The 19,964-nt window shown below is 71.8% G+C and carries 15 protein-coding genes; 7 read left to right on the top strand and 8 right to left on the bottom strand.

The window, feature by feature from the left end; all coding sequences use genetic code 11:
* Positions 1–123: 123 nt before the first annotated feature.
* The 6 genes from BM237_RS10920 to BM237_RS10945 all read right to left on the bottom strand — a co-directional run bounded on the left by BM237_RS10920 (position 124) and on the right by BM237_RS10945 (position 8,020).
* Entirely contained in the window at positions 124–573 is a 450-nt protein-coding gene (locus BM237_RS10920) for an SRPBCC family protein (protein ID WP_093849372.1), read from the bottom strand.
* A 148-nt stretch (positions 574–721) separates the two neighbouring features.
* Positions 722–1,606: an SDR family oxidoreductase gene (locus BM237_RS10925; RefSeq protein WP_093849373.1), complete on the bottom strand. Its 885-nt coding sequence runs from the start codon at positions 1,604–1,606 to the stop codon at positions 722–724.
* A gap of 191 nt (positions 1,607–1,797) precedes the next feature.
* Positions 1,798–2,217: a DUF2795 domain-containing protein gene (locus BM237_RS10930; RefSeq protein ID WP_093849374.1), complete on the bottom strand. Its 420-nt coding sequence runs from the start codon at positions 2,215–2,217 to the stop codon at positions 1,798–1,800.
* A 115-nt stretch (positions 2,218–2,332) separates the two neighbouring features.
* Positions 2,333–4,045, bottom strand: a complete 1,713-nt coding sequence (gene ctaD, locus BM237_RS10935; protein WP_093849375.1) for an aa3-type cytochrome oxidase subunit I — start codon at positions 4,043–4,045, stop codon at positions 2,333–2,335.
* 218 nt (positions 4,046–4,263) lie between these two features.
* Complete coding sequence (locus BM237_RS10940; protein ID WP_093849376.1) at positions 4,264–5,346, bottom strand: CPBP family glutamic-type intramembrane protease; 1,083 nt, start codon at positions 5,344–5,346, stop codon at positions 4,264–4,266.
* A 226-nt stretch (positions 5,347–5,572) separates the two neighbouring features.
* Positions 5,573–8,020 carry a SpoIIE family protein phosphatase gene (locus tag BM237_RS10945; RefSeq protein ID WP_245793542.1) on the bottom strand — a complete coding sequence of 816 codons (2,448 nt, stop codon included), beginning with the start codon at positions 8,018–8,020 and terminating at the stop codon, positions 5,573–5,575.
* Positions 8,021–8,259: 239 nt separating this feature from the next.
* Between BM237_RS10945 and BM237_RS10950 the strand changes: the two genes are divergently transcribed.
* Positions 8,260–8,826: a DUF488 domain-containing protein gene (locus BM237_RS10950; RefSeq protein WP_093849377.1), complete on the top strand. Its 567-nt coding sequence runs from the start codon at positions 8,260–8,262 to the stop codon at positions 8,824–8,826.
* 49 nt (positions 8,827–8,875) lie between these two features.
* Here the strand turns inward: BM237_RS10950 and BM237_RS10955 are convergent, their stop codons facing one another.
* Positions 8,876–10,300, bottom strand: a complete 1,425-nt coding sequence (locus BM237_RS10955; RefSeq protein ID WP_093849378.1) for a GntP family permease — start codon at positions 10,298–10,300, stop codon at positions 8,876–8,878.
* Between the two features lie 573 nt (positions 10,301–10,873).
* Between BM237_RS10955 and BM237_RS10960 the strand changes: the two genes are divergently transcribed.
* Together BM237_RS10960 and BM237_RS10965 are read left to right on the top strand one after the other, a co-directional pair.
* Positions 10,874–11,869 carry a glycoside hydrolase family 6 protein gene (locus BM237_RS10960; RefSeq protein WP_093849379.1) on the top strand — a complete coding sequence of 332 codons (996 nt, stop codon included), beginning with the start codon at positions 10,874–10,876 and terminating at the stop codon, positions 11,867–11,869.
* Positions 11,870–11,901: 32 nt separating this feature from the next.
* Positions 11,902–12,342, top strand: a complete 441-nt coding sequence (locus tag BM237_RS10965) for a DoxX family protein (RefSeq protein ID WP_093849380.1) — start codon at positions 11,902–11,904, stop codon at positions 12,340–12,342.
* Positions 12,343–12,441: 99 nt separating this feature from the next.
* Here BM237_RS10965 and BM237_RS10970 read toward each other — a convergent pair whose 3' ends face one another.
* Positions 12,442–13,725, bottom strand: a complete 1,284-nt coding sequence (locus tag BM237_RS10970; RefSeq protein ID WP_093849381.1) for an ROK family transcriptional regulator — start codon at positions 13,723–13,725, stop codon at positions 12,442–12,444.
* 415 nt (positions 13,726–14,140) lie between these two features.
* On the opposite strand from BM237_RS10970, the gene BM237_RS10975 reads away from it, so the two are divergent.
* The 4 genes from BM237_RS10975 (at position 14,141) to BM237_RS10990 (ending at position 19,932) form a co-directional block, all read left to right on the top strand.
* A complete protein-coding gene (locus tag BM237_RS10975) occupies positions 14,141–15,829 on the top strand; it encodes an ABC transporter substrate-binding protein (protein WP_093849382.1) in 1,689 nt (562 codons plus the stop codon).
* Between the two features lie 101 nt (positions 15,830–15,930).
* Positions 15,931–16,920: an ABC transporter permease gene (locus BM237_RS10980; RefSeq protein WP_093849383.1), complete on the top strand. Its 990-nt coding sequence runs from the start codon at positions 15,931–15,933 to the stop codon at positions 16,918–16,920.
* Between the two features lie 19 nt (positions 16,921–16,939).
* Positions 16,940–18,913 (top strand): dipeptide/oligopeptide/nickel ABC transporter permease/ATP-binding protein, encoded by a 1,974-nt coding sequence (locus BM237_RS10985; RefSeq protein WP_245793543.1) that lies wholly within the window; start codon positions 16,940–16,942, stop codon positions 18,911–18,913.
* On the top strand, positions 18,910–19,932 hold the full coding sequence (locus BM237_RS10990) for an ABC transporter ATP-binding protein (protein ID WP_093849384.1): 1,023 nt from the start codon (positions 18,910–18,912) through the stop codon (positions 19,930–19,932). The genes BM237_RS10985 and BM237_RS10990 overlap by 4 nt, the downstream gene beginning before the upstream one ends.
* Positions 19,933–19,964: the final 32 nt, after the last annotated feature.

Genomic DNA, 19,964 nt, shown 5'->3' on the forward strand with positions numbered 1-19,964 from the left:
CACGCTGTACGCCCCCACCCGTGCGCATGGGAGAACCGCGGCCCGTGACCACCGTGGAGGTGGTCACGGGCCGCGGCCACATGACAGGGGGTGAGGAGCCCCCTCGCGGTCCGGAGGACCGGATCAGACCTGGCCGCGCCAGGCGCCCGTCTCCGCGCCACGCTTCTCGATGAACTCCTTGAACCGCTTCAGGTCGCCCTTGGTGCGGTGGCGGACCACGCCGAGCTTGTCGCCGACGGTGTCCGTCGCGCCCTCGGGGTCGTGGTCCATCTGGAGCATCACCTTGGTCGTGCTGTCGTCCAGCCGGTGGAAGGTGACCACACCGGCCTGCTTGGCCTGGCCGTCGACCGTCGTCCACGCCACCCGCTCGTCCGGGATCTGCTCGGTGATACGGGCGTCGAACTCCCGCTCGGCGCCGGCGACCTTCGTCACCCAGTGGGTCAGCGTGTCGTCCTTCTGCTCGACCCGCTCGACGCCTTCCATGAACTCGGGGAAGCTCTCGAACTGGGTCCACTGGTTGTACGCGGTGCGCACCGGCACGCGGACCTCGATCGACTCCTCGACGTGAGACATCCAGCATCCCTTCTCTCGCTGTGATGACCGGTATGTGACGCTTTGTGTCGTAGTCTCACGCCTACCCGGAAGGGGTGCGGCCATGCGGGTGCTTTCGATGAGTACCCGTCAGTTGTCCGTCGGTGCCGCGGGCCCTGCCGACGGGGCGTCAGGGCAGCGGGGTCCCGCCGGTGGCGTTGACGATCTCGGCGGTGATGTAACTCGCCTCCTGGGAGGCCAGGAAGACGTAGGCCGGGGCCATCTCGGCGGGCTGGGCGGGACGCCCCAGCGGGGACTGCTCGCCGAACTCCGAGGTGTCGGGCATCGTCGCGGGGATCAGCGGGGTCCACACCGGGCCCGGCGCGACGGCGTTGACCCGGATGCCCCGCTCGGCCAGGTACTGGGCGAGCCCCTGGGTGAAGGTGACGATGGCGCCCTTGGTCATGGCGTAGTCGAGCAGATGGGGGCTGGGCTTGTACCCCTGCACCGAGGTGGTGTTGATGATGCTGCCGCCCGCGGGGATGTGGGGCAGGGACAGCTTGGAGAGCCAGAACATGCCGTAGAGGTTGGTGCGCATCGTCCGGTCGAACTGCTCGGTGCCGATGCCCTCGATGCTCTCGGGCTGCGCCATCTGGAAGGCCGCGTTGTTCACCAGGACGTCGATGCGCCCGAACTCCGCCACCGCCCGGTCCACCAGCCGGCGGCACTCGGACTCCTCGCGGATGTCGCACAGCAGGGGCACGGCCTTCCGGCCGGCCTCCTCGACCAGCCGCGCGGTCTCCCGGGCGTCCTTCTCCTCCTCGGCGAGATAGGTGAACAGTACGTCCGCGCCCTCCCGCGCGAAGGCGAGGGCCACGGCCCGGCCGATGCCCGAGTCGCCGCCGGTGACGACCGCCTTCCGGTCCGCCAGGCGGTCGCTGCCCCGGTAGGACGACTCGCCGTGATCGGGCTCCGGCTCCATCCGCCCGGTCAGGCCGGGATGCGGCTGGTCCTGCTGGGGGAACTCCGGCCGCGGGTGCCGCCGGGTGGGGTCCTGCTGCTCCTGGGCGCTCATGTCCGCCCTTCTCCTTTCGTCCTGCCGTCTCTTCCGTGCCGCCGGTCCCCCGGCCCTCTTCGGCGCCGCCGCCACCCGCCCCGGAAGACGCCGCACCCGCCCGGAGCGCTCGGGCTCCGGGCGGGTGCGGCGTCCGGTCGGACGCGGCCGTCCGGCCGTCCCCGGCGGGAGGCGCACCCGGGCCGTCGCCGTCAGGTGCGGTGGCTGGTGTCCTCGACGCCCAGCCCGAGGGTCCGGGCGATGTCCTGGACGTTTTGGAACTCCTGCCCGGCCGGCAGCCTCTCCGCCAGGCTCAGCAGCCGGTCGGGGGCGTCGTTCTCGCGCAGTTTGCCGAGCACTGCGTCGCGGTCGGCCGGGTAGAGCCCCAGGCCCAGATGCCGGGCCAGCTCACTGCGCACCTCGACGTCGCTGTGGTCCATCCCCGGAGGCGTGCCGCCGGTGAGCACGGTGTTCGGCGCGCGGTCCACATCGGGCTGGTCCTCACCCGAGGGCTGGAGCTCGTGGTCCTCCTCCATGCGCAGGGACCGGCCCGCGCGGAGTTCGCCCTCCATCTCGTGCTTGAGCTCGTCGTCCCGGGCGGGGCCGGTCTTGTTCTTCCCGTGCGTGGCCATCTCGTCCTCCCGAAAGGTCGAAGCGCTGGTCGGCGGCGTGCGCCGACGTGGGGACCGCGTTCCCGGGGATGCCTGGATTACACCGTTTGCGGATCTTTTGCGTTGGACTCCGCGGTCACCCCATGTCGCCCTTCCGCTCCGGAGTGACGTCGGCGATGTCCCTGCGCCCGACGTTCTCGGCCTGGTCGATGGCCGCGACGTCCGGGTGGTGCAGGTCGAACGCCGGGGACTCGGAGCGGACCTTCGGCAGGGTGACGAAGTTGTGCCGCGGCGGCGGGCAGGAGGTCGCCCACTCCAGCGAGCGGCCGTAGCCCCACGGGTCGTCCACGGCGACCTTCGGCGCGTACTTCGCCGTCTTCCAGACGTTGTACCAGAACACCAGGAACGACATGCCCAGCAGGAACGAGCCGATGGTGGAGACCGTGTTCAGAGCGGTGAAGCCGTCGGCCGCCAGGTAGTCGACGTACCGGCGCGGCATGCCCTCCGCGCCCAGCCAGTGCTGGACCAGGAAAGTCATGTGGAAGCCGATGAACAGCACCCAGAAGGTGATCTTGCCGAGCCGCTCGTCGAGCATCTTGCCGGTGAACTTCGGCCACCAGAAGTGGAAGCCGGCGAACATCGCGAAGACGACCGTGCCGAAGACCACGTAGTGGAAGTGCGCCACCACGAAGTAGGAGTCGGTCACATGCCAGTCCAGCGGCGGGGAGGCCAGCAGGACACCGGTCAGACCGCCGAAGAGGAAGGTGACCAGGAAGCCGATCGTCCACAGCATCGGCGTCTCGAAGCTCAGCGAGCCCTTCCACATCGTGCCCAGCCAGTTGAAGAACTTCACGCCGGTGGGCACCGCGATCAGGAACGACATGAAGGAGAAGAACGGCAGCAGCACACCACCGGTGGCGAACATGTGGTGCGCCCACACGGTGATCGACAGACCCGCGATCGCGATCGTCGCGCCCACCAGACCGATGTAGCCGAAGATCGGCTTGCGGCTGAAGACCGGGATGACCTCGGAGACGATGCCGAAGAACGGCAGCGCGATGATGTAGACCTCGGGGTGGCCGAAGAACCAGAACAGGTGCTGCCACAGCAGCGCGCCGCCGTTGGACGGGTCGAAGATGTGCGACCCGAACACCCGGTCCGACTCCAGCGCGAACAGCGCCGCCGCCAGCACCGGGAAGGCCAGCAGGACCAGCACACCGGTCAGCAGCACGTTCCAGGTGAAGATCGGCATCCGGAACATCGTCATGCCGGGCGCGCGCATGCAGATGATCGTGGTGATGAAGTTGACCGCGCCCAGGATCGTGCCGAAACCGCCCAGGCCGAAGCCCATGATCCACAGGTCGCCGCCGACCTGGGGCGTGCGGGTGTCGTCCGACAGCGGCGTGTACGCCGTCCAGCCGAAGTCGGCCGCGCCGTCGGGCGTGAGGTAGGAGGAGAGGGCGATCAGTCCGCCGAAGAGGTACAGCCAGTAGGCGAGCATGTTCAGCCGGGGGAACGCCACGTCGGGCGCGCCGATCTGCAGCGGCATGATCCAGTTCGCGAAGCCGGCGAACAGCGGGGTGGCGAACAGCAGCAGCATGATCGCGCCGTGCATGGTGAACGACTGGTTGTACTGGTAGTTGGAGAGGATCTGCGTGCCCGGGCGGGCCAGCTCGGCCCGGATCAGCAGGGCCAGCACGCCGGCAAAGGTGAAGAACGCGAAGGAGCTGATGAGGTAGAGGGTGCCGATCTTCTTGTGGTCGGTGGTGGTCAGCCACTCGACCACCACCGCCCCCATGCTTTTCTTCCGTTCCTGTTCCCGCTTCGGCTCGTCCGTCCGCAGTGCCATGCCCGTGTCCTCTCGACCCACCAGCTCCGACCGGTGCCCCGGCCGCGACGCCTGTCCGGCGCGCGTCCGCGGTCCCGGTTCCAGTCCTCTCCACGGGCGGTCTCGTCCGAGGGGCCGCCCCGACGTGGATAACACCGCCGCCCGGCTCAACCGGACTTTGACCCTTCAGTGGGCGTGTGGGGAGAACACCGCCTTTGTGGCCTTTCTGGCCTGATGTCTTATGTGCGCGGGCCGTCGGCGGCAACGGCACCGTCCGGACGCCCGGCCTCCGAAGCGGCCGCGGTGCGACGGCCGGAGCCGGGGGAGACGGCCGGGGCGAACCACAGCAGCCATGCCGCGAACGCCGTGCCGGTGCCCAGCAGGACGGCGAGGACGCAGTTGTGCAGCACTTCGGGGGAAGGAGCGAAAGAGGCCGTCAGATCGTAGGCGATGTGCCCGGCGACCAGCGGAGTGAGCCTGCGGCGGCGCAGATACAGCAGGAGAGCGCACGAGCCGAGCAGCAGCAGGGCGACGCCGGGCACGCCCAGGTACAGGTGCGCCGCCACCCGCAGCAGCAGGCTGAGCGCGCAGGCCGCCCACAGCGGGCGGCCCGCCGCACGGCCCAGTACGACCACGGCGCCCACCAGCACCATCTCCTCGGCGACGCCCGTGAACAGGACGTTGGCCACCATGTCCGCCGGGCCGCTCCAGCCCAGCGCCGCGCTCTGGGCGCGGTCCAGGACGGGCAGCCAGGGCGCGGCCGCGGGCAGTCCCGTCCGGAGGCCCGCCATCCAGGTGACGGTGGTGTAGGCGAGGACGAAGACCGCCCCGAAGACCATCACGGCCGTCAGCCGTTCGGCGGCGGGCCGCGCACCGGACGGACCGATCCCCAGCCCGCGCCATCCGGCCCCGTGCCGGGCCGCCAGCTCGCCGCAGAGCCAGGCCAGCAAGGCGGTGGTGGCGATGCTGCCCACCACCCCCTGAACCTCACCGGGCCGCACGAGCTCGGCGGCGCGGGCGGCACCGGCGACGACGGTCACGGCGAGGGCGGCACCGCGCCGCCGCGGCGCGCGGCGCTGTGCGAGCAGTCCGGCCAGCCAGCGGCCCGCGGCCAGCGAGCACAGCAGCCGCAGCCACGGAAGCACCGCACCGGACCACCCGTCCACCGGTGCGCCGGACAGCCGGGCGAAGTCGAGCAACGATCCGGTCAGCGGCACCGCGCACGTCACCAGCAGCAGGCCCCACAGGTCGCGTTCGGCCCGCCGCGCGCCGGCGGTACGCGCGGTGCCGCGCGCGGTGGTGTTCGGCGGGATGTGGGCCACGGGTGTGTCTCCCGTACGTCGGCGTCGGCTGATGGCCGCGCTGTCGAGGACTGCTGGAAACGGCTCTCCTTGTCCGGGTAGCCGGTCGCGGGCGGCCGACACCTGCGAGGGCGGTATCCGGCCGCGAAGTCGCCCGGATTCCTGTGGAGGAGCCCGCGGGAGCCCCACCGAACGGCCTGAGGGAGGAACCTCTGTGAGGCCGTGTCAGGGAGCGGCCGGGCCGGCCTCAGAAAACGTCCAGGGGGATCTCGGGAACGGCGCCCAGCGCCTGCTCGGTCCAGATGGTCTTGCCGGAAGGGGTGTAGCGGCTGCCCCAGCGGTGCGCGAGCTGGGCGATGAGGAACAGACCGCGGCCGCCCTCGTCGGTCAGCCGGGCCCGGCGCAGATGGGGCTGGGTCTGGCTGGGGTCGGAGACCTCGCAGATCAGGGTCTTGTCCCTGATCAGCCGCAGCCCGATGGGGGAGCCGGCGTAACGGATGGCGTTGGTGACCAGCTCGCTGACGATCAGCTCGGTGGTGAAGGCCATCTCCTCCAGGCCCCAGGCGGTGAGCTGGGTGGTGACCAGCTCGCGGGCCTGGCCGACGACGGTCGGGTCGGCGGTGAACCGCCAGGCCACGGTGGCGCCTTCGGGCAGTGCCCGCACCCGGGCGACGAGAAGGGCGATGTCGTCGGCCGCCGGTTCGGTCAGGACCCGGTCGACGGCGGTGCGCCCGATGTCGGCGGGGGAGCCACCGGCCTCCACCGCGGCGTGCAGGCTCTCGCGCAGCCGCCGCGTCAGGCCTTCGGACGACATCTCGTCGTGGGCCACCAACTGGTTGGTGTAGAAGGCCAGTACGCTGCCCGGGCCCAGGTGGAGTTCGACGGGCTCGAAGGGCATGCCGCCCACCCCCAGCGCGGGACCGGGCTTGAGGTTTACGTGACGGGTGCGCCCTTCGGCACTGGTCAGGATCGGCGGTGGATGGCCGGCGCTGGCCATCGCGCAGCGCCCGGTGACCGGGTCGTAGACGCAGTACAGGCAGCTCGCCCCCACGACCCCGCCCGCGCTGCCGTCCGGCTGCGGTTCGGTGTAGGCCAGGCGGGTGGCCAGATCGTCGAGGTGGGTGAGGAGCTCCTCGGGAGGAAGGTCGAGGTCGGCGAGGGTCTGCACGGCGGTGCGCAGCCGGCCCATGGTGGCCGTCGCGCCCAGCCCGTGCCCGGCCACGTCGCCGATGACGAACGCGACCCGTGTGGAGGACAGGGGGATGACGTCGTACCAGCTCCCGCCGATTCCCGCGGCGGTGCCGGCCGGTACGTAGGTGCCGGCGGTCTCGGCCGCGGTGAACTCCACTCCGGCCGGGGGCAGCAGACTGCGCTGCAGGGTCTCCACGGTACGCAGTTCGGAGGTGTAGCGGCGGGAGTTCTCCACGCTCAGCGCGGCCCGGGAGGCGATCTCCTCGGCCAGGGGGACGTCGCTCACACCGAAGGGGAGCCGTTCCCGGCCGCGCCACAGGCCCAGCACCCCCAGCACCCGTCCCCGGGCGCGCAGCGGGACGATCAGCGCCGAGGCGGCCGTCTCCGGGAACAGCAGCCGCTGCCGCTCCGGGTCGGGAGCCAGCCGCTTTCCCAGGTCGGCCAGATCGGGCACGAGCACGGCCTGGCCGTCGCGGAGGGCGTCGCTCTCCAGGTCCCTGGCGTGGACGGGGTCCCCGCGCTGGTACATTTCGGCCGGCCAGGCGGCGCCCCCCGGGGCCACCGCGATCCGGCGCAGCGGCGTCCCGGTGGAGAAAGCCCCGGGGTCGTCCCCCTCGATCACCTTCTCCACCAGATCCACACATGCGAGGTCCGCGAAGTCGGGCACCAGAATGCGGGTCAGCTCCTCGGAGTTGCGGACGATGTCCAGGGTCTGCCCCAGTCGCGCGGCGGCGGCGTGCAGGAGGGCCAGCCGCCGCCGCGCGGTGTACTGCTCGGTGATGTCGGTGAAGACCGCGGCGACCCCGATGGCACGGCCGTGGTCGTCCTCGAGCCGGAAGGCCGAGGAGGACAGGATCCGCTCCTGGTCGGGAGCCTTCAGACGCCGCGCCGAGTGTTCCCAGTCGATGACCGCCTCGCCGGTCCGCAGGACGCGCCGCCACTGCTTCTCGACCGCGGCGGCGTCCTCCGGCACGAGGATCGAGCGCAGGTCCCGGCCTGGAGTGTGCTGCCAGGGCTTCGCGGGCAGCGGGATGCCGAAGAACTCCGAACCGAGGTTCGCGCGGGTCGTGCGCAGTTCGGTGTCGTGGACCACCAGGCCGATGCGGCTCTGCCCGAACAGGGCGCGGATGAGCGACTGGTCCTCCGTCCAGCGCCGCCCGGCGGTGGACGGGGCGGCGCACATCAGCAGGCGCGCCTCGCCGCCGGCGGGCAGCGGCAGCACCTCGGCGTCCACCTCGACCGGCGTGCCGTCCCGGTGGCGCAGGGTCGTGCGGAGTTCCAGGGGCTCGGAACCGAGGTGGCCGGCAGCTCTGCCCCAGGGGCCGGGCGTGGTGGCGAACTCCGCCATCGGCCGCCCGCGGACCTGGTCGGCCGGGCGGCCGATCAGGTCCAGCACGCCGGCCGTGCACCGCAGCACGGTCCCCTCCCCGTCCATCACGAACACCACCGGGCCGCCCCGCGCGGGGCCGTCACCGGCGTCGTGGCGATCTGTGGTCGGGCTCACTCGGCTGCCTCGCTCCATGGGAGTGCGACGCTACTTCCGGTCATTCAACCCCGGCCGGAGCCTGTGCGCATGACGGCGGCCGTCCGCGTACCGGCCCGGCGGGGCGCATACCGCGAGGACAGACGGTTACCCCGTGATCCGGGCGGGAATCACGGTGCCGCTCAGGTGCCGCCCGCGTATCGCCGGAGGGCGGCGGAGGAGCGGGGGAAGGAAGGGAAGACGCGACGGGAGGAGGCGCCATGACGGAGGGCCCGGAGCCGGCTTCGGTCCTGTACACCGTGGGGCACGGCACGGCGGACCGGGAGAGGCTGGCCGTACTGCTGGCGGAGGCGGGCATCGCCCTGGTGGTGGACGTCCGCACCGCCCCGGGCAGCCGCCGCGACCCGGACCTCGCCCGTGACAGGCTCGCGCGGTGGCTGCCCGCACACGGCATCGGCTACCGCTGGGAGAAGGCGCTGGGCGGTTTCCGCAGGCCCCCGGACGACTCGCCCGACACCGTGTGGCGCAACGCCTCCTTCCGCGGATACGCCGCCCACACCCGGGATCCCTCCTTCCGGGAGGCGCTGGACGGGGTGCTGAGGGACGCCGCACGGAACGCCACGGTGGTCATGTGCTCCGAGTCGGTGTGGTGGCGCTGCCACCGCCGGCTGATCGCCGACGCCGCGGTCCTGACCTCGGGAGCGGACGTACGGCACCTGATGCACGACGGCAGGCTCATGCCGCACCGGCCGACACCGGGGGCGCGGCTGCGGGAGGACGGCCTACTGGTCTACGACGACCTGGCCGCCGCCGACGGGGACCGGTGACGGCCCCGCACCGGCGGCGGGCCGGCTGCGGGCCGATGCGGGGCCGGGCTCAGACCACCGCCCACAGGCCCAGGGCGATCAGGAACGCCGACAGGCCCAGGGTCGTCTCCATCACCGTCCAGGTCCGCAGGGTGGTCTTGACGTCCATCCCGAAGAAGCGGCTCACCAGCCAGAAGCCGGAGTCGTTCACATGTGAGAGCACCGTGGCGCCCGCCGCGACGGCCACCACGAGCAGGGTGAGCCTCAGATCGCTCAGCTCCGCGGCGCGGGCCGCCCCGGCGATCAGACCGGAGGCGGTGGTCAGGGCGACCGTGGCCGAGCCCTGGGCGACGCGCAGCAGGGTGGCGATGACGAACGCCTGGACGATCAGGGACAGGCCCAGACCGGACAGGGAGTCGCTGAGTGCGCTCCCGATGCCGGACAGTTCCAGCACACCGCCGAACATGCCGCCCGCGCCGGTGATCAGGATGATCGAGCAGATCGGCCCCAGGGCGCCGTCGACGATGTCGCCGACCTTCCCCATCGGGGCGCGCGGCCGCCCCAGCACGAGGATCGCGGTGATCACGGTGATCAGCAGGGCGACCGGGGTGAAGCCCAGCAGACCCAGGAACTCCGCCCAGTCCTCGCCCTCGTCGATGACGCCCGCGGTGGCCAGCGTGCTCAGGACGGTGTCGAAGGAGATCAGCACCAGCGGGATCAGCAGCAGGCCGAGGACCGTGCCGAAGGACGGCGGCCGCTCGCCCAGCCGCTCCTCGCCGGCGCCGTCCGCGCGGTCCCCCTCGCCGCGCCCGCGGGTGTCGCGCGCCTCGCCGAAGACCACGTCGGGCAGGGAGACGTGGATGCGGGAGCCGAGGAAGCGGGAGACCAGCAGGACACCGACGTACCACGACGCCACCGCGACCGGGAGGCCCACCAGCAGCGTGAGCCCGATGTCCGCGCCGAGCACCTCGGAGGCGGCGACCGGCCCCGGGTGGGGCGGGACGATGGCGTGCATGGCGGCGAAGGCGCCGGCCGCGGGCAGGGCGTACAGCAGCAGCGAGCCGCCGAAGCGCCGGGCCACGGTCAGGATGATGGGCAGGAACACCACCAGCCCGGCGTCGAAGAAGATCGGGAAGCCGAAGAGGAGCGCGGCCACGCCCAGCGCCAGCGGCGCGCGGCGCTCCCCGAAGCGGTTGATCAGGGTGTCGGCCAGTACCTGGGCGCCGCCGGTGATCTCCAGCAGTCGGCCGAGCATCACCCCGAAGGCGACCAGGAGGGCCACCGAGCCGATGGTGTCGGCGAAGCCGAACATCAGGACGTCGGGGATGTCGGCCAGCGGGAAACCGACCGCGATCGCGGTCAGCACGCTCACCAGGACCAGCGACACGAAGGCGTGCAGTCTCACCTTCATGATCAGGAACAGCAGCAGGGCCACGGCGCCCGCGGCCATCAGCAGCAGTGTCGTCGTTCCGTAGGCCGGGTCGATCGCTTCCACGAACCTCTCCGTTCCCGTGTTCGCATCGCCGGTCGCCCCGCCCGCGACGGCCGACGGCGGTCAGAGACACCGTCACCCTGCCCCGCCCCGCTCCTCCCGACACGTGAGGAGCGGGGCCGGGGGAGCGGCGGGAAGGGGCGAGAAGGCGTTTCGGAACCCGCATATGGAAGCGCTCCCATGAAAACGCCGGCGGGGGTGACGCCTCCGGGGGGTGTCGCGATGCCCGGGCTGTCGCCTCACGCCTGTTCACGAAGGCGTCGCCGTTCGGCTACCGCGCAGTTTCCCTTGACGCCGGACTCAGTGTCGCTACTCTTTCTGGGAGCGCTCCCATCAAGTGTTCCAGATCACATGCTCCGGGTCGGCGGTCGGCCGCCGACGGTCGGCGTCCACCGTGGCACCGCACCGCCGACCCGGTGACCGTGCTCTCCCGGCCCTCGCGTCCGGCCGAGTCCCGTGCTTCCGCATGACGCGGAAGCACGCCGTCCCGGCCGTGCGGGAGTGGGGCAGGGACGCCCGGAGTCGCGACGGGCCGCCGGCGAGCGGCGGTCCGTGTCCCCCCACCGAGGAGTACTCATGCTCCGCAAGATCTTTCCCCCGGCCGGCCGCGTGCTCGCGACGGCCGCGGCCGCGCTGGCGGCCGTCGGCACGGCCGTGCTCCTGCCGGGCGGGGCCGCGCAGGCGACCACCGAGGAGGCCTCGCCCTACTACGTCAACCCCGACACCCAGGCGGCCCGCTGGGTGGCGGCCAACCCGGGAGACCGGCGCGCGCCCGTGATCCGCGACCGGATCGCCTCCGTCCCGCAGGGGCAGTGGTTCACCACGACCAACACCGGCACGGTCCGCGCCGAGGTGGACTCGCTCGTCACGGCCGCCGAGGAGGCGGGCGGGACACCGATCCTGGTGGTCTACAACATGCCCAACCGCGACTGCGGCGGCGCCAGCGGAGGCGGAGCCCCCAGCCACTCCGCGTACCGGCAGTGGATCGACGAACTGGCCGCCGGGCTGGAGGGCCGGCCGGCCGCCGTCGTCGTCGAGCCGGACGTCCTGGCCCTGATGACGAACTGCCAGAGCGTCGAGCAGCAGGCCCGGACCCGGGAGTCGATGGCCTACGCGGGCAGGGCACTCAAGGCGGCCTCGTCCAAGGCGAAGGTGTACTTCGACGCCGCGCACTCAAACTGGCACCCGCCGGCGGAGATGGCCTCCCGGCTGAGGGCGGCCGGGATCACCGAGAACGCCGACGGCATCTCCACCAACGTCTCCAACTACAACCGCACCGCCGACGAGACCGCCTACGCCAAGGCGGTCCTGGACGCGATCGGGTCGCCGGACCTGCGTGCGGTGATCGACACCAGCCGCAACGGCAACGGGCCCGCCGGAGGCCAGTGGTGCGATCCGTCGGGGCGGGCGGTCGGCACCCCGACGACCGACCGGACCGGCGACGAGAGGATCGCCGCCTTCCTGTGGGTCAAGCTCCCCGGCGAGGCGGACGGCTGCGCCGGACCGGCCGGGCAGTTCATCCCCCAGCTCGCTTACGACATGGCCGTCGCGGCATCCGCGGGGACGCGGTGAACGGCGGCGGAACGGCCGAGAGAGGACACTTCATGGAACTGCTGGACAGGCACAGGGACCATGTGCTCGGGCTCTACCGGGTGGTGGTGGGGCTGCTGTTCGCCTGCCACGGTGCGGCGACCCTGTTCGATGTGCTCGGCGGACCGCACGGCGGCCAGGCGCCCGGGGTCGGCCAGTGGCCCGCCTGGTGGGCAGCCGTCATTCAGCTCGTCGGCGGCGGACTGGTGATGTTGGGAGCCGGTACCCGCATCGCCGCGCTGCTCTGCTCCGGCTCGATGGCGTACGCCTACTTCGTCAAGCACCAGACCGAGGCGCTCTTCCCCATGCAGAACGGCGGGGAGGCGGCGGCGATGTTCTGCTGGGCCTTCCTCCTCATCGCCGCGCTCGGCCCCGGCGCGTGGGCGCTGGGTTCCCTGTTCGCGCGCACCGACCGTGCCGGCCGCGGCGAGGGAGTGCGGGTGACCGCTGCCTGAGGCGTCCGCCACCGGGCGGTGCGCACGGCCGTCGCCGGGTCCCGCGGCGGGGTCCCGCGGGACCCCGCCGCGGTGGGCGCTCCCGCCGTACGGACCGGCTCAGGCGCTGGACCGCTCCACCGGGGCGGGCTCGGAGTCGGCGAGGTTCTCCGGCAGGCGCAGCCCCTGGCGCAGCGGTACGAGTTCCGACTGCAGCACCAGGGCCGCGGCGCCGATCGCGGGCGCGGTGGCGGCCGATCGGGAGAGCCGGACGGCGACGGGGTGCGCCGCGCGGGAGAAGAAGGCGCGGTCCAGCTCCTCCCGCACCACCGGCAGGTACACCGAACCCGCGATCGCCAGGCTCGGACCGGTGAGCACCAGCAGTTCCAGGTCCATGATGTTGGCCAGGGTGCGGGCGGCCACCGCCAGATAGCGCGCCGAGCGCTCCAGCAGGGCGCGCGCCCCCGGTTCACCGCGGCGCGCGGCGCGGGTGACGGCGGCGAAGTCCGCGGTCACCGACGACCGGCGGCGCCCGGAGCCGCCGTCCAGCCCGGCCGCGCGGGCCAGGGCCCGGTCGGCGCGGGCGGCGGCGACGACGGCGGAGGGACCGGCCAGGGCCTCGACGCAGCCCCTGGCCCCGCACCAGCACCGAGGGCCGTCCACGGCCAGGCAGCTGTGCCCGATCTCGCCGGCGTTGCCGCTGGCTCCGCGGTAGGCCATCCCGTCCACCAGCAGGCCCGCGCCGATGCCGGTGCCCATGTACAGCGCGGCGAAGGTCGCGGACGCGCCGACACCCCCGGACCAGTGCTCGCCCAGGGCCGCGGCCGTGGCGTCGTTGTCGGAGACCACCGGCAGCCCGGTGGCCTCCTGAAGAGCCCGGTCGAGGGGGAAGTCCTCCCAGTGCCGCATCAGGGGCGGGGTCAGCCGCATTCCGCTGGTGGGCGTCAGGGGGCCGGGGGAGACCAGGCCCAGGCCGAGCACCCGTTCGCGCCCGACGCCGACGCCCTCGACGAGGGCGCCGACCTCGCCCGCCATGCGCTCGACGACGGCCGGGGGGTCCTCGGCCCCCGCGCCCGCGCGGGACATCCTGGCGACGACCGAGCCGCCGAGGTTGGTGAGGACGTAGGTGATGCCCGCGTGGTCGAGGTGGACTCCGACCGCGTACCGGGAGGACTGGTTGAGCTGGAGCAGGACGCGGCGCTTGCCGCCGGTGGACTCCGCGCGCCCGGTCTCCACCACCAGTCCGTCGTCGATGAGGCGGCGTACGACGGTCGAGATCGTCGCGCCGGTGAACCCGGTGGCGTTGATGAGACCGACCCGGCTGATGGTGCCCGCCGCGCGGATCACGTCGAGGACGGCCGCCCTGCTGCTCGCATGGGCCGTGGCCCGAGCCGGTCCGCTCACTGGTTCCTCCGCCCGCGCCCCGCCGAGGGGCGGGAGCGCTGTCGATGTGCTCCGCGCGGTCCGCGCCGCGCGTGTACGAATCGTTAGTTTATTTACCTGTCGAAGGCGGGCAAGTGCCCGTCCGCCCCCGGTGTCCGTCCGCTCCGGCGTCCGGCGCCTCTTCCCGCGAACGGCCCCCGCCCGGCCTCTCCCCTCGTATTCTTCCCCCGTACCTGTCCCGGCGCCCGGCCGGTCGCTGCCCGGCCCCCGTCCGGCTCCCGGTCTCACTTGTGTCTCTGTGGCCCGGTGGCGCCGCAGGAGTATTGACTTTCTTTCTTCGGCGACTTAAGAATCGCCCCACTGAGCGACCCGCCGCCCGCGGGGCGGTCGAACGGCACAGGGACGTGCCCCTCCAGGACGAGAGGAACCATCCACCATGTTCCAGCAAGCAAGACGCCGCCGTGCGCGCGTCGCAGCGGCCGGGATGGCCGCGATCGCCCTGCTGGCCACGGCCTGCTCGGGATCGGGCGGCAGCGGCGGCGGCGCCAAGGACGAGACCCTGGTGGTCTTCACGGGGCAGGCGGGTGACTACCAGGCCAACTTCAACCCGTTCTCGCCGACCATGAACGAGGGAGCGGGCACGATCTTCGAGTCGCTCTTCTACTTCAACCAGGTCCGCGACGAGCCGGCCGAGCCGCTGCTGGGCACCGAGTACTCCTGGAACGAGGACGGCACCGAGCTCTCGGTGACCCTGCGCGAGGGCGTCAAGTGGTCGGACGGCGAGGAGTTCACCGCCGACGACGTGGTCTTCACACTGGACATGATCTCCAAGTACAAGGAGATGAACGGCACCGGCTACAAGGGCAGGGCCGAGGCCGTCGACGACACCCATGTGAAGATCACCTTCGACGAGCCGTCCTACATGGACGGTCCGCAGATCCTGGGCAAGATCTTCATCGTCCCCGAGCACATCTGGAAGGGCTTCGAGGAGCCCTCGAAGAACACCGTCACCGAGCCCGTCGGCACCGGCCCCTACCTGCTGGGCGACTTCAAGGGCCAGGCCTTCACCCTCAAGGCCAACTCCGGCTACTGGGACGGTGAGCCGGCCGTCAGGCAGGTCCGCTACATCGCCCTGTCGGGCAACCAGGCCGGCGCGGACGCGCTGAAGGCGGGGAAGATCGACTGGCAGACCGGCCCGGTCCCGGACATGAAGAACGTGGAGAAGAACTACCCGGGCTACAAGGCCGTCACCGTACCCATCAACCAGACCGCCCTGATGACCTGCTCCGACGCGGAGATGGGCTGCGAGGGCCCGCAGACGGACCCCGCGGTGCGCAAGGCGATCTACTACGCCATGGACCGCTCCCAGATCAACTCGCTGGCCTTCCAGGACACCTCCAGCCAGATATCGCCCGGGTTCGCGCTGGTGGAGAGCAACGAGGAGCTCGTCTCCGACAAGCTCGAGGAGAACCTGGCCCCGATGAAGCCGGACGTCTCCAGGGCCACACGGCTGCTGGAGCAGGCCGGCTGGACCAAGGGCCCGGACGGCTTCTACGCCAAGGACGGGAAGAAGCTGTCCCTGACCGTCCGGGTCGTCTCCGGCTGGACCGACTACATCACCGCCGTCGACACCATGGCCGAGCAGCTCAAGAAGGCCGGCATCAAGCTGACCTCCCAGCAGTCCTCCTGGAACGAGTGGTCCGAGGCCCGCGGGCAGGGCGAGTACCAGCTGCTGATCGACTCGCTGTACCCCGGGCCGACGCCCGACCCCTACTACACCTACAGCTACTTCTTCAGCAGCGAGACCACCGCGAAGGTCGGCGAGACGGCGAACCCGAACTTCGCCCGCTACAGCGACCCGCGGGTGGACAGGGCGCTGGAGGAGCTGAAGAAGCTCTCCCCCGAGGCGGCCGAGCAGCGCCAGAGGCAGTACGACGTCATCCAGACCCGGATCGAGGAGGACATGCCCTACATCCCGGTCCTCACCGCCGGCACCACCAGCGAATACCACGACTCCAAGTTCGAGGGCTGGCCGACGGAGTACAACCTCTACGCCGTCCCGGCGGTCTGGAGCCGTCCCGACCAGGCCCAGATCTACAAGGCCCTCAAGCCCGCCGGCAAGTGACGACCCGACGGCCGGTGCGGCGGTCGGCGCGACGGTCGGCGCGGTGGTGACACGGCAGTGAACGGTTCCGAGGAGGAGCAGACAGTGATAGGCGGAGATCGGTGAGGTACTACGCCCGGAAGCTCGGGTTCTATCTCGTCGCCCTGTGGGCGGCGCTGACCCTGAACTTCTTCATCCCGAGGATGATGCCGGGGAACCCGGTGGACACCCTCATGGCGAAGCTGCAACAGCGGGGCGGCGCGACCGACCCGTCGGTCCGCAGATCCTACGAGATCCTCCTCGGAACCGACACCGGCGAACCGCTGGTGGTCCAGTACCTCTCGTACCTGGCCAACATGTTCCGCGGCGACCTGGGCGTCTCGGTGAGCGTCTTCCCGGCGGAGGTCGCCACCGTCATCGGGGACGCGCTGCCCTGGACGATCGTGCTGGTGGGCCTGGCCACCGCGCTGTCGTTCCTGCTCGGCGTCGGGCTCGGCGCCCTCGTCGGGTGGAAGCGCGGCTCCTGGCTGGACTCGCTCATCCCGGCCACCACCGTGCTCGCGGCGGTGCCGTACTTCTGGCTGGCCCTCATCCTGGTCGCCCTCTTCGCCACGGGCCTGAGCTGGTTCCCGCTCAACGGCGGGTACGACGTGATCCTCACCCCGGGCTGGGACGGCGAGTTCATCGCCTCGGCGGTCTACCACGGCATCCTGCCCGCCCTGACGATCGTGATCTCCTCGGTGGGCGGCTGGCTGCTGGGGATGCGGAACATGATGGTCTCGACGGTGTCGGAGGACTACATCCTCACCGCCCAGGCCAAGGGCCTGCGCGACCGGCGCATCATGACCCGCTACGCCGCGCGCAACGCGGTCCTGCCGTCCGTGGCCGGCTTCGCGATCTCCCTCGGTTTCGTGGTGTCCGGATCGGTCATCACCGAGCAGGTCTTCTCCTACCCCGGTATCGGATCGAGGCTGCTGCAGGCCGTGGAGAACAACGACTACGCCCTGATGCAGGGGATCTTCCTGGTCATCACGGTGGCCGTGCTGGGCGCCAATCTGGTCGTCGACCTGCTGTACGGCCTCATCGACCCCCGCACCCGCGCCGGCAACTGAGAGCTGAGGAACCGACACCGTGACGAACATCAACCCGCCCGCCGAGGCCGCCGACGCGGCGCCGGACACCCCGGCCGGCACCACCGGCGCCTCCCCGGTGCCCCGGCGCTCGGGCTCCGGCGGCTGGCGCTCCCTGGTGCCGCGCTGGTCGCCCAAGCTCGGGATCGGCCTGGGCCTGGTGGGCGCCATCGCCCTGTTCGGGATCCTCGGTCCGGTGCTGACCGGCGACCCCGACACCATCCGCGACATCAGCATGACCCCGCCCGGCGGCGAGTTCTGGCTGGGCACCACCCAGACCGGCCAGGACGTGCTGGCCCTGCTGGCCCACTCCACCTGCGGCTCCCTGCAGATCGGCCTGCTGGTGGGCGTCCTGGCCACCGTGCTGTCGGCGGTCTTCGGCGTCATCGGCGGCTACGTCGGCGGCGCGGTGGACGAGGGCTTCTCCCTGTTCTCCAACGTGATGCTGGTGATCCCCGGCCTGCCGCTGGTGATCGTCATCGCCGGCTTCGTCCCCGTGGAGCAGCGCGGCTGGTGGACCATCGCGGTCGTCCTGGCGATCACCGGCTGGGCGGCCTCCGCCCGGGTGCTGCGCGCCCAGACCCTCTCCCTGCGCAACCGCGACTACGTCGCCGCGGCGAAGGTGGCGGGCGAGAAGCCCTGGCGAATCGTTTCCGTGGAGATCCTGCCCAACCTGCTGCCACTGATGGCCTCGCAGTTCGTGTTCGCCGTCATCCTGGCCATCCTCAGCGAGGCGGGCCTGTCCTTCCTGGGCCTGGGCGCCTCCGGTTCCGACACGCTCGGCACGATGCTCTACTACGCCCAGAACGGTTTCGCCCTCCAGCGGGAGGCGTGGTGGTGGTTCGGCCCGCCCGGCCTGGTCATCGCGCTGTTCGGCTGCGGCCTCTCCCTGATCAACTTCAGCATCGACGAGATCATCAACCCCAAGCTGCGCACCGTCCCGGCCGCCTCCCGCCGCACCCGCGGGGGTGCGGGCAGCGCGGAGCGCAAGACCCGTGCGGCCGCGGCCCGTTCCGTCCCCGGCCGCGACGAGTCCGGCCGCGACGCCGTTCTGACCGTCGAGAACCTCGACGTGGTCTACCGGGGCGAGAAGCCCGTCCACGCCGTCAAGGACGTCTCGCTCACCCTCGGCCGCGGCGAGATCCTCGGCCTGGCCGGGGAGTCCGGCTGCGGCAAGACCACGCTCGCGTACGCGATCAACCGGCTGCACCGGCCGCCGGCCGAGGTCACCTCCGGATCGGTGGTCTTCCACGACCGCGACGGCTCCCACCTCGATCTGCTCGCCCTGGGCAGGGAGGAGTTGCGCGCCTTCCGCTGGTCGAAGCTGTCGATGGTCTTCCAGGGCGCGATGAACGCCCTGAACCCGGTCATCTCCATCCGGGCCCAGCTGGAGGACGTGCTCACCACCCACCGCCCGGAGATGCCCGCGCGGGCCCGCCGCGAGCGGTGCGCCGAGGTCCTGCGCCTGGTCGGAGTGGACCCGCGCCGGCTGGACTCCTTCCCGCACGAGCTGTCCGGGGGGATGCGGCAGCGTGTCATGATCGCCATGGCGCTGCTGCTCGACCCCCAGGTGATGATCATGGACGAACCCACCACGGCCCTCGACGTGGTGGTCCAGCGCGGCATCCTGAGGGAGATCCTGCGCTTCCGCGACGAGCTGGGCTTCGCCGTCGTCTTCATCACCCACGACCTGCCGCTGCTGCTGGAGCTGAGCGACCGCATCGCGGTCATGCGCGAGGGCGAGGTGGTCGAGTACGCCACCGCCGACGAGATCCACCGCGCCCCCAGGCACCCCTACACCCGCAGGCTGCTCGACTCCTTTCCCAGCCTCACCGGCGAGCGGGGGGCGTTCATCCGCACCGGGGAGTCCAGCACCCGCGAGCGCACCGGCACCGGCACCGGTCCTGACACGGGCACAGGTACGGGCACGGGCACGGGCACCGAAACGATCGTGAAGGAGGCGGGCTCGCGATGACGACGCTCGAGGTACGCGGCCTGACCAAGGACTTCTCCATACGCTCCGGCCTGCGCCACTCCCGCCTGCGCGCGGTAGACAACGTTTCCTTCACCCTGACCCCCGGCCGGACGGTCGCGCTGGTCGGCGAATCCGGGTCGGGCAAGTCGACGGTCGCCCGCATGATCGCCCGTCTGGAGAAGCCCACCGCGGGCGAGATCACCGCAACCGGCCCCGACGGCGGGCGGGTGGCCGACCGCGCCTACCGCGACCACGTCCAGATGGTTTTCCAGGACCCTTTCGCCTCGCTCAACCCCTTCCACACCGTCGAGCACCATCTGGCCCGTCCGCTGAAGCTGCACGGCAGGGCCCGCGGGAAGGCGGAGATCGCGCAGAAGGTCGAACAGCTCCTGGAGCGCGTCAACCTGACCCCGGCCGCCGACATCGCCCGGCGCCGCCCCCACGAACTGTCCGGCGGGCAGCGCCAGCGCGTGGCGATCGCCCGGGCCCTGGCGCCCGGGGCCCAGGTCGTCATCGCCGACGAGCCGGTCTCCATGCTGGACGTCTCCATCCGCCTCGGCGTGCTCAACCTGCTCGCCCGCCTCCAGCGCGAGGACGACCTCGCCGTCCTCTACATCACCCACGACCTCGCCACCGCGCGGCACTTCTCCGACGACATCCTGGTGATGTACCGCGGGCGCGTGGTGGAGAGGGGGCCGGCCGACGAGGTCATCCTCAACCCGCAACACCCGTACACCAGGATCCTGGCGGCCGCCGCGCCCGACCCCGACGCACGCGACCGCGCCCGGCTCACCGAGGCGACGGGCATCGAGCCGGCGGGCAGCTCCGCCCTTCCCGGCGACGATCCGGGCTGCGCCTTCCGCGACCGCTGCCCCGTGGCGTTCGAGGCCTGCACCCGCAGGCCGGAGGACTTCGCGGTGGGTCACGACCACCACGCGAAGTGCTGGCTGCACTCCGGGGAGGGCCGTGCCGAACAGTGCCGCGCCCGCCCGGCGGCCGGAGGCACCGCCACCGCGTAGGCACGGCCCGCCCGCGCGGCGGCGCGCCGGGA

The organism is Streptomyces mangrovi (genome assembly GCF_900114215.1).
GTDB classification, from domain to species: Bacteria; Actinomycetota; Actinomycetes; order Streptomycetales; family Streptomycetaceae; genus Streptomyces; species Streptomyces barkulensis.

Excerpts from the sequence above, each read along its gene's own strand:
- BM237_RS10990 (WP_093849384.1), top strand. The coding sequence starts at position 18,910 with ATGACGACGCTCGAGGTACGCGGCCTGACCAAGGACTTCTCCATACGC.
- BM237_RS10960 (WP_093849379.1), top strand. The coding sequence starts at position 10,874 with ATGCTCCGCAAGATCTTTCCCCCGGCCGGCCGCGTGCTCGCGACGGCC.
- BM237_RS10975 (WP_093849382.1), top strand. The coding sequence starts at position 14,141 with ATGTTCCAGCAAGCAAGACGCCGCCGTGCGCGCGTCGCAGCGGCCGGG.
- BM237_RS10965 (WP_093849380.1), top strand. The coding sequence starts at position 11,902 with ATGGAACTGCTGGACAGGCACAGGGACCATGTGCTCGGGCTCTACCGG.
- BM237_RS10920 (WP_093849372.1), bottom strand. The coding sequence starts at position 573 with ATGTCTCACGTCGAGGAGTCGATCGAGGTCCGCGTGCCGGTGCGCACC.
- BM237_RS10930 (WP_093849374.1), bottom strand. The coding sequence starts at position 2,217 with ATGGCCACGCACGGGAAGAACAAGACCGGCCCCGCCCGGGACGACGAG.
- ctaD (WP_093849375.1), bottom strand. The coding sequence starts at position 4,045 with ATGGCACTGCGGACGGACGAGCCGAAGCGGGAACAGGAACGGAAGAAA.
- BM237_RS10925 (WP_093849373.1), bottom strand. The coding sequence starts at position 1,606 with ATGAGCGCCCAGGAGCAGCAGGACCCCACCCGGCGGCACCCGCGGCCG.
- BM237_RS10950 (WP_093849377.1), top strand. The coding sequence starts at position 8,260 with ATGACGGAGGGCCCGGAGCCGGCTTCGGTCCTGTACACCGTGGGGCAC.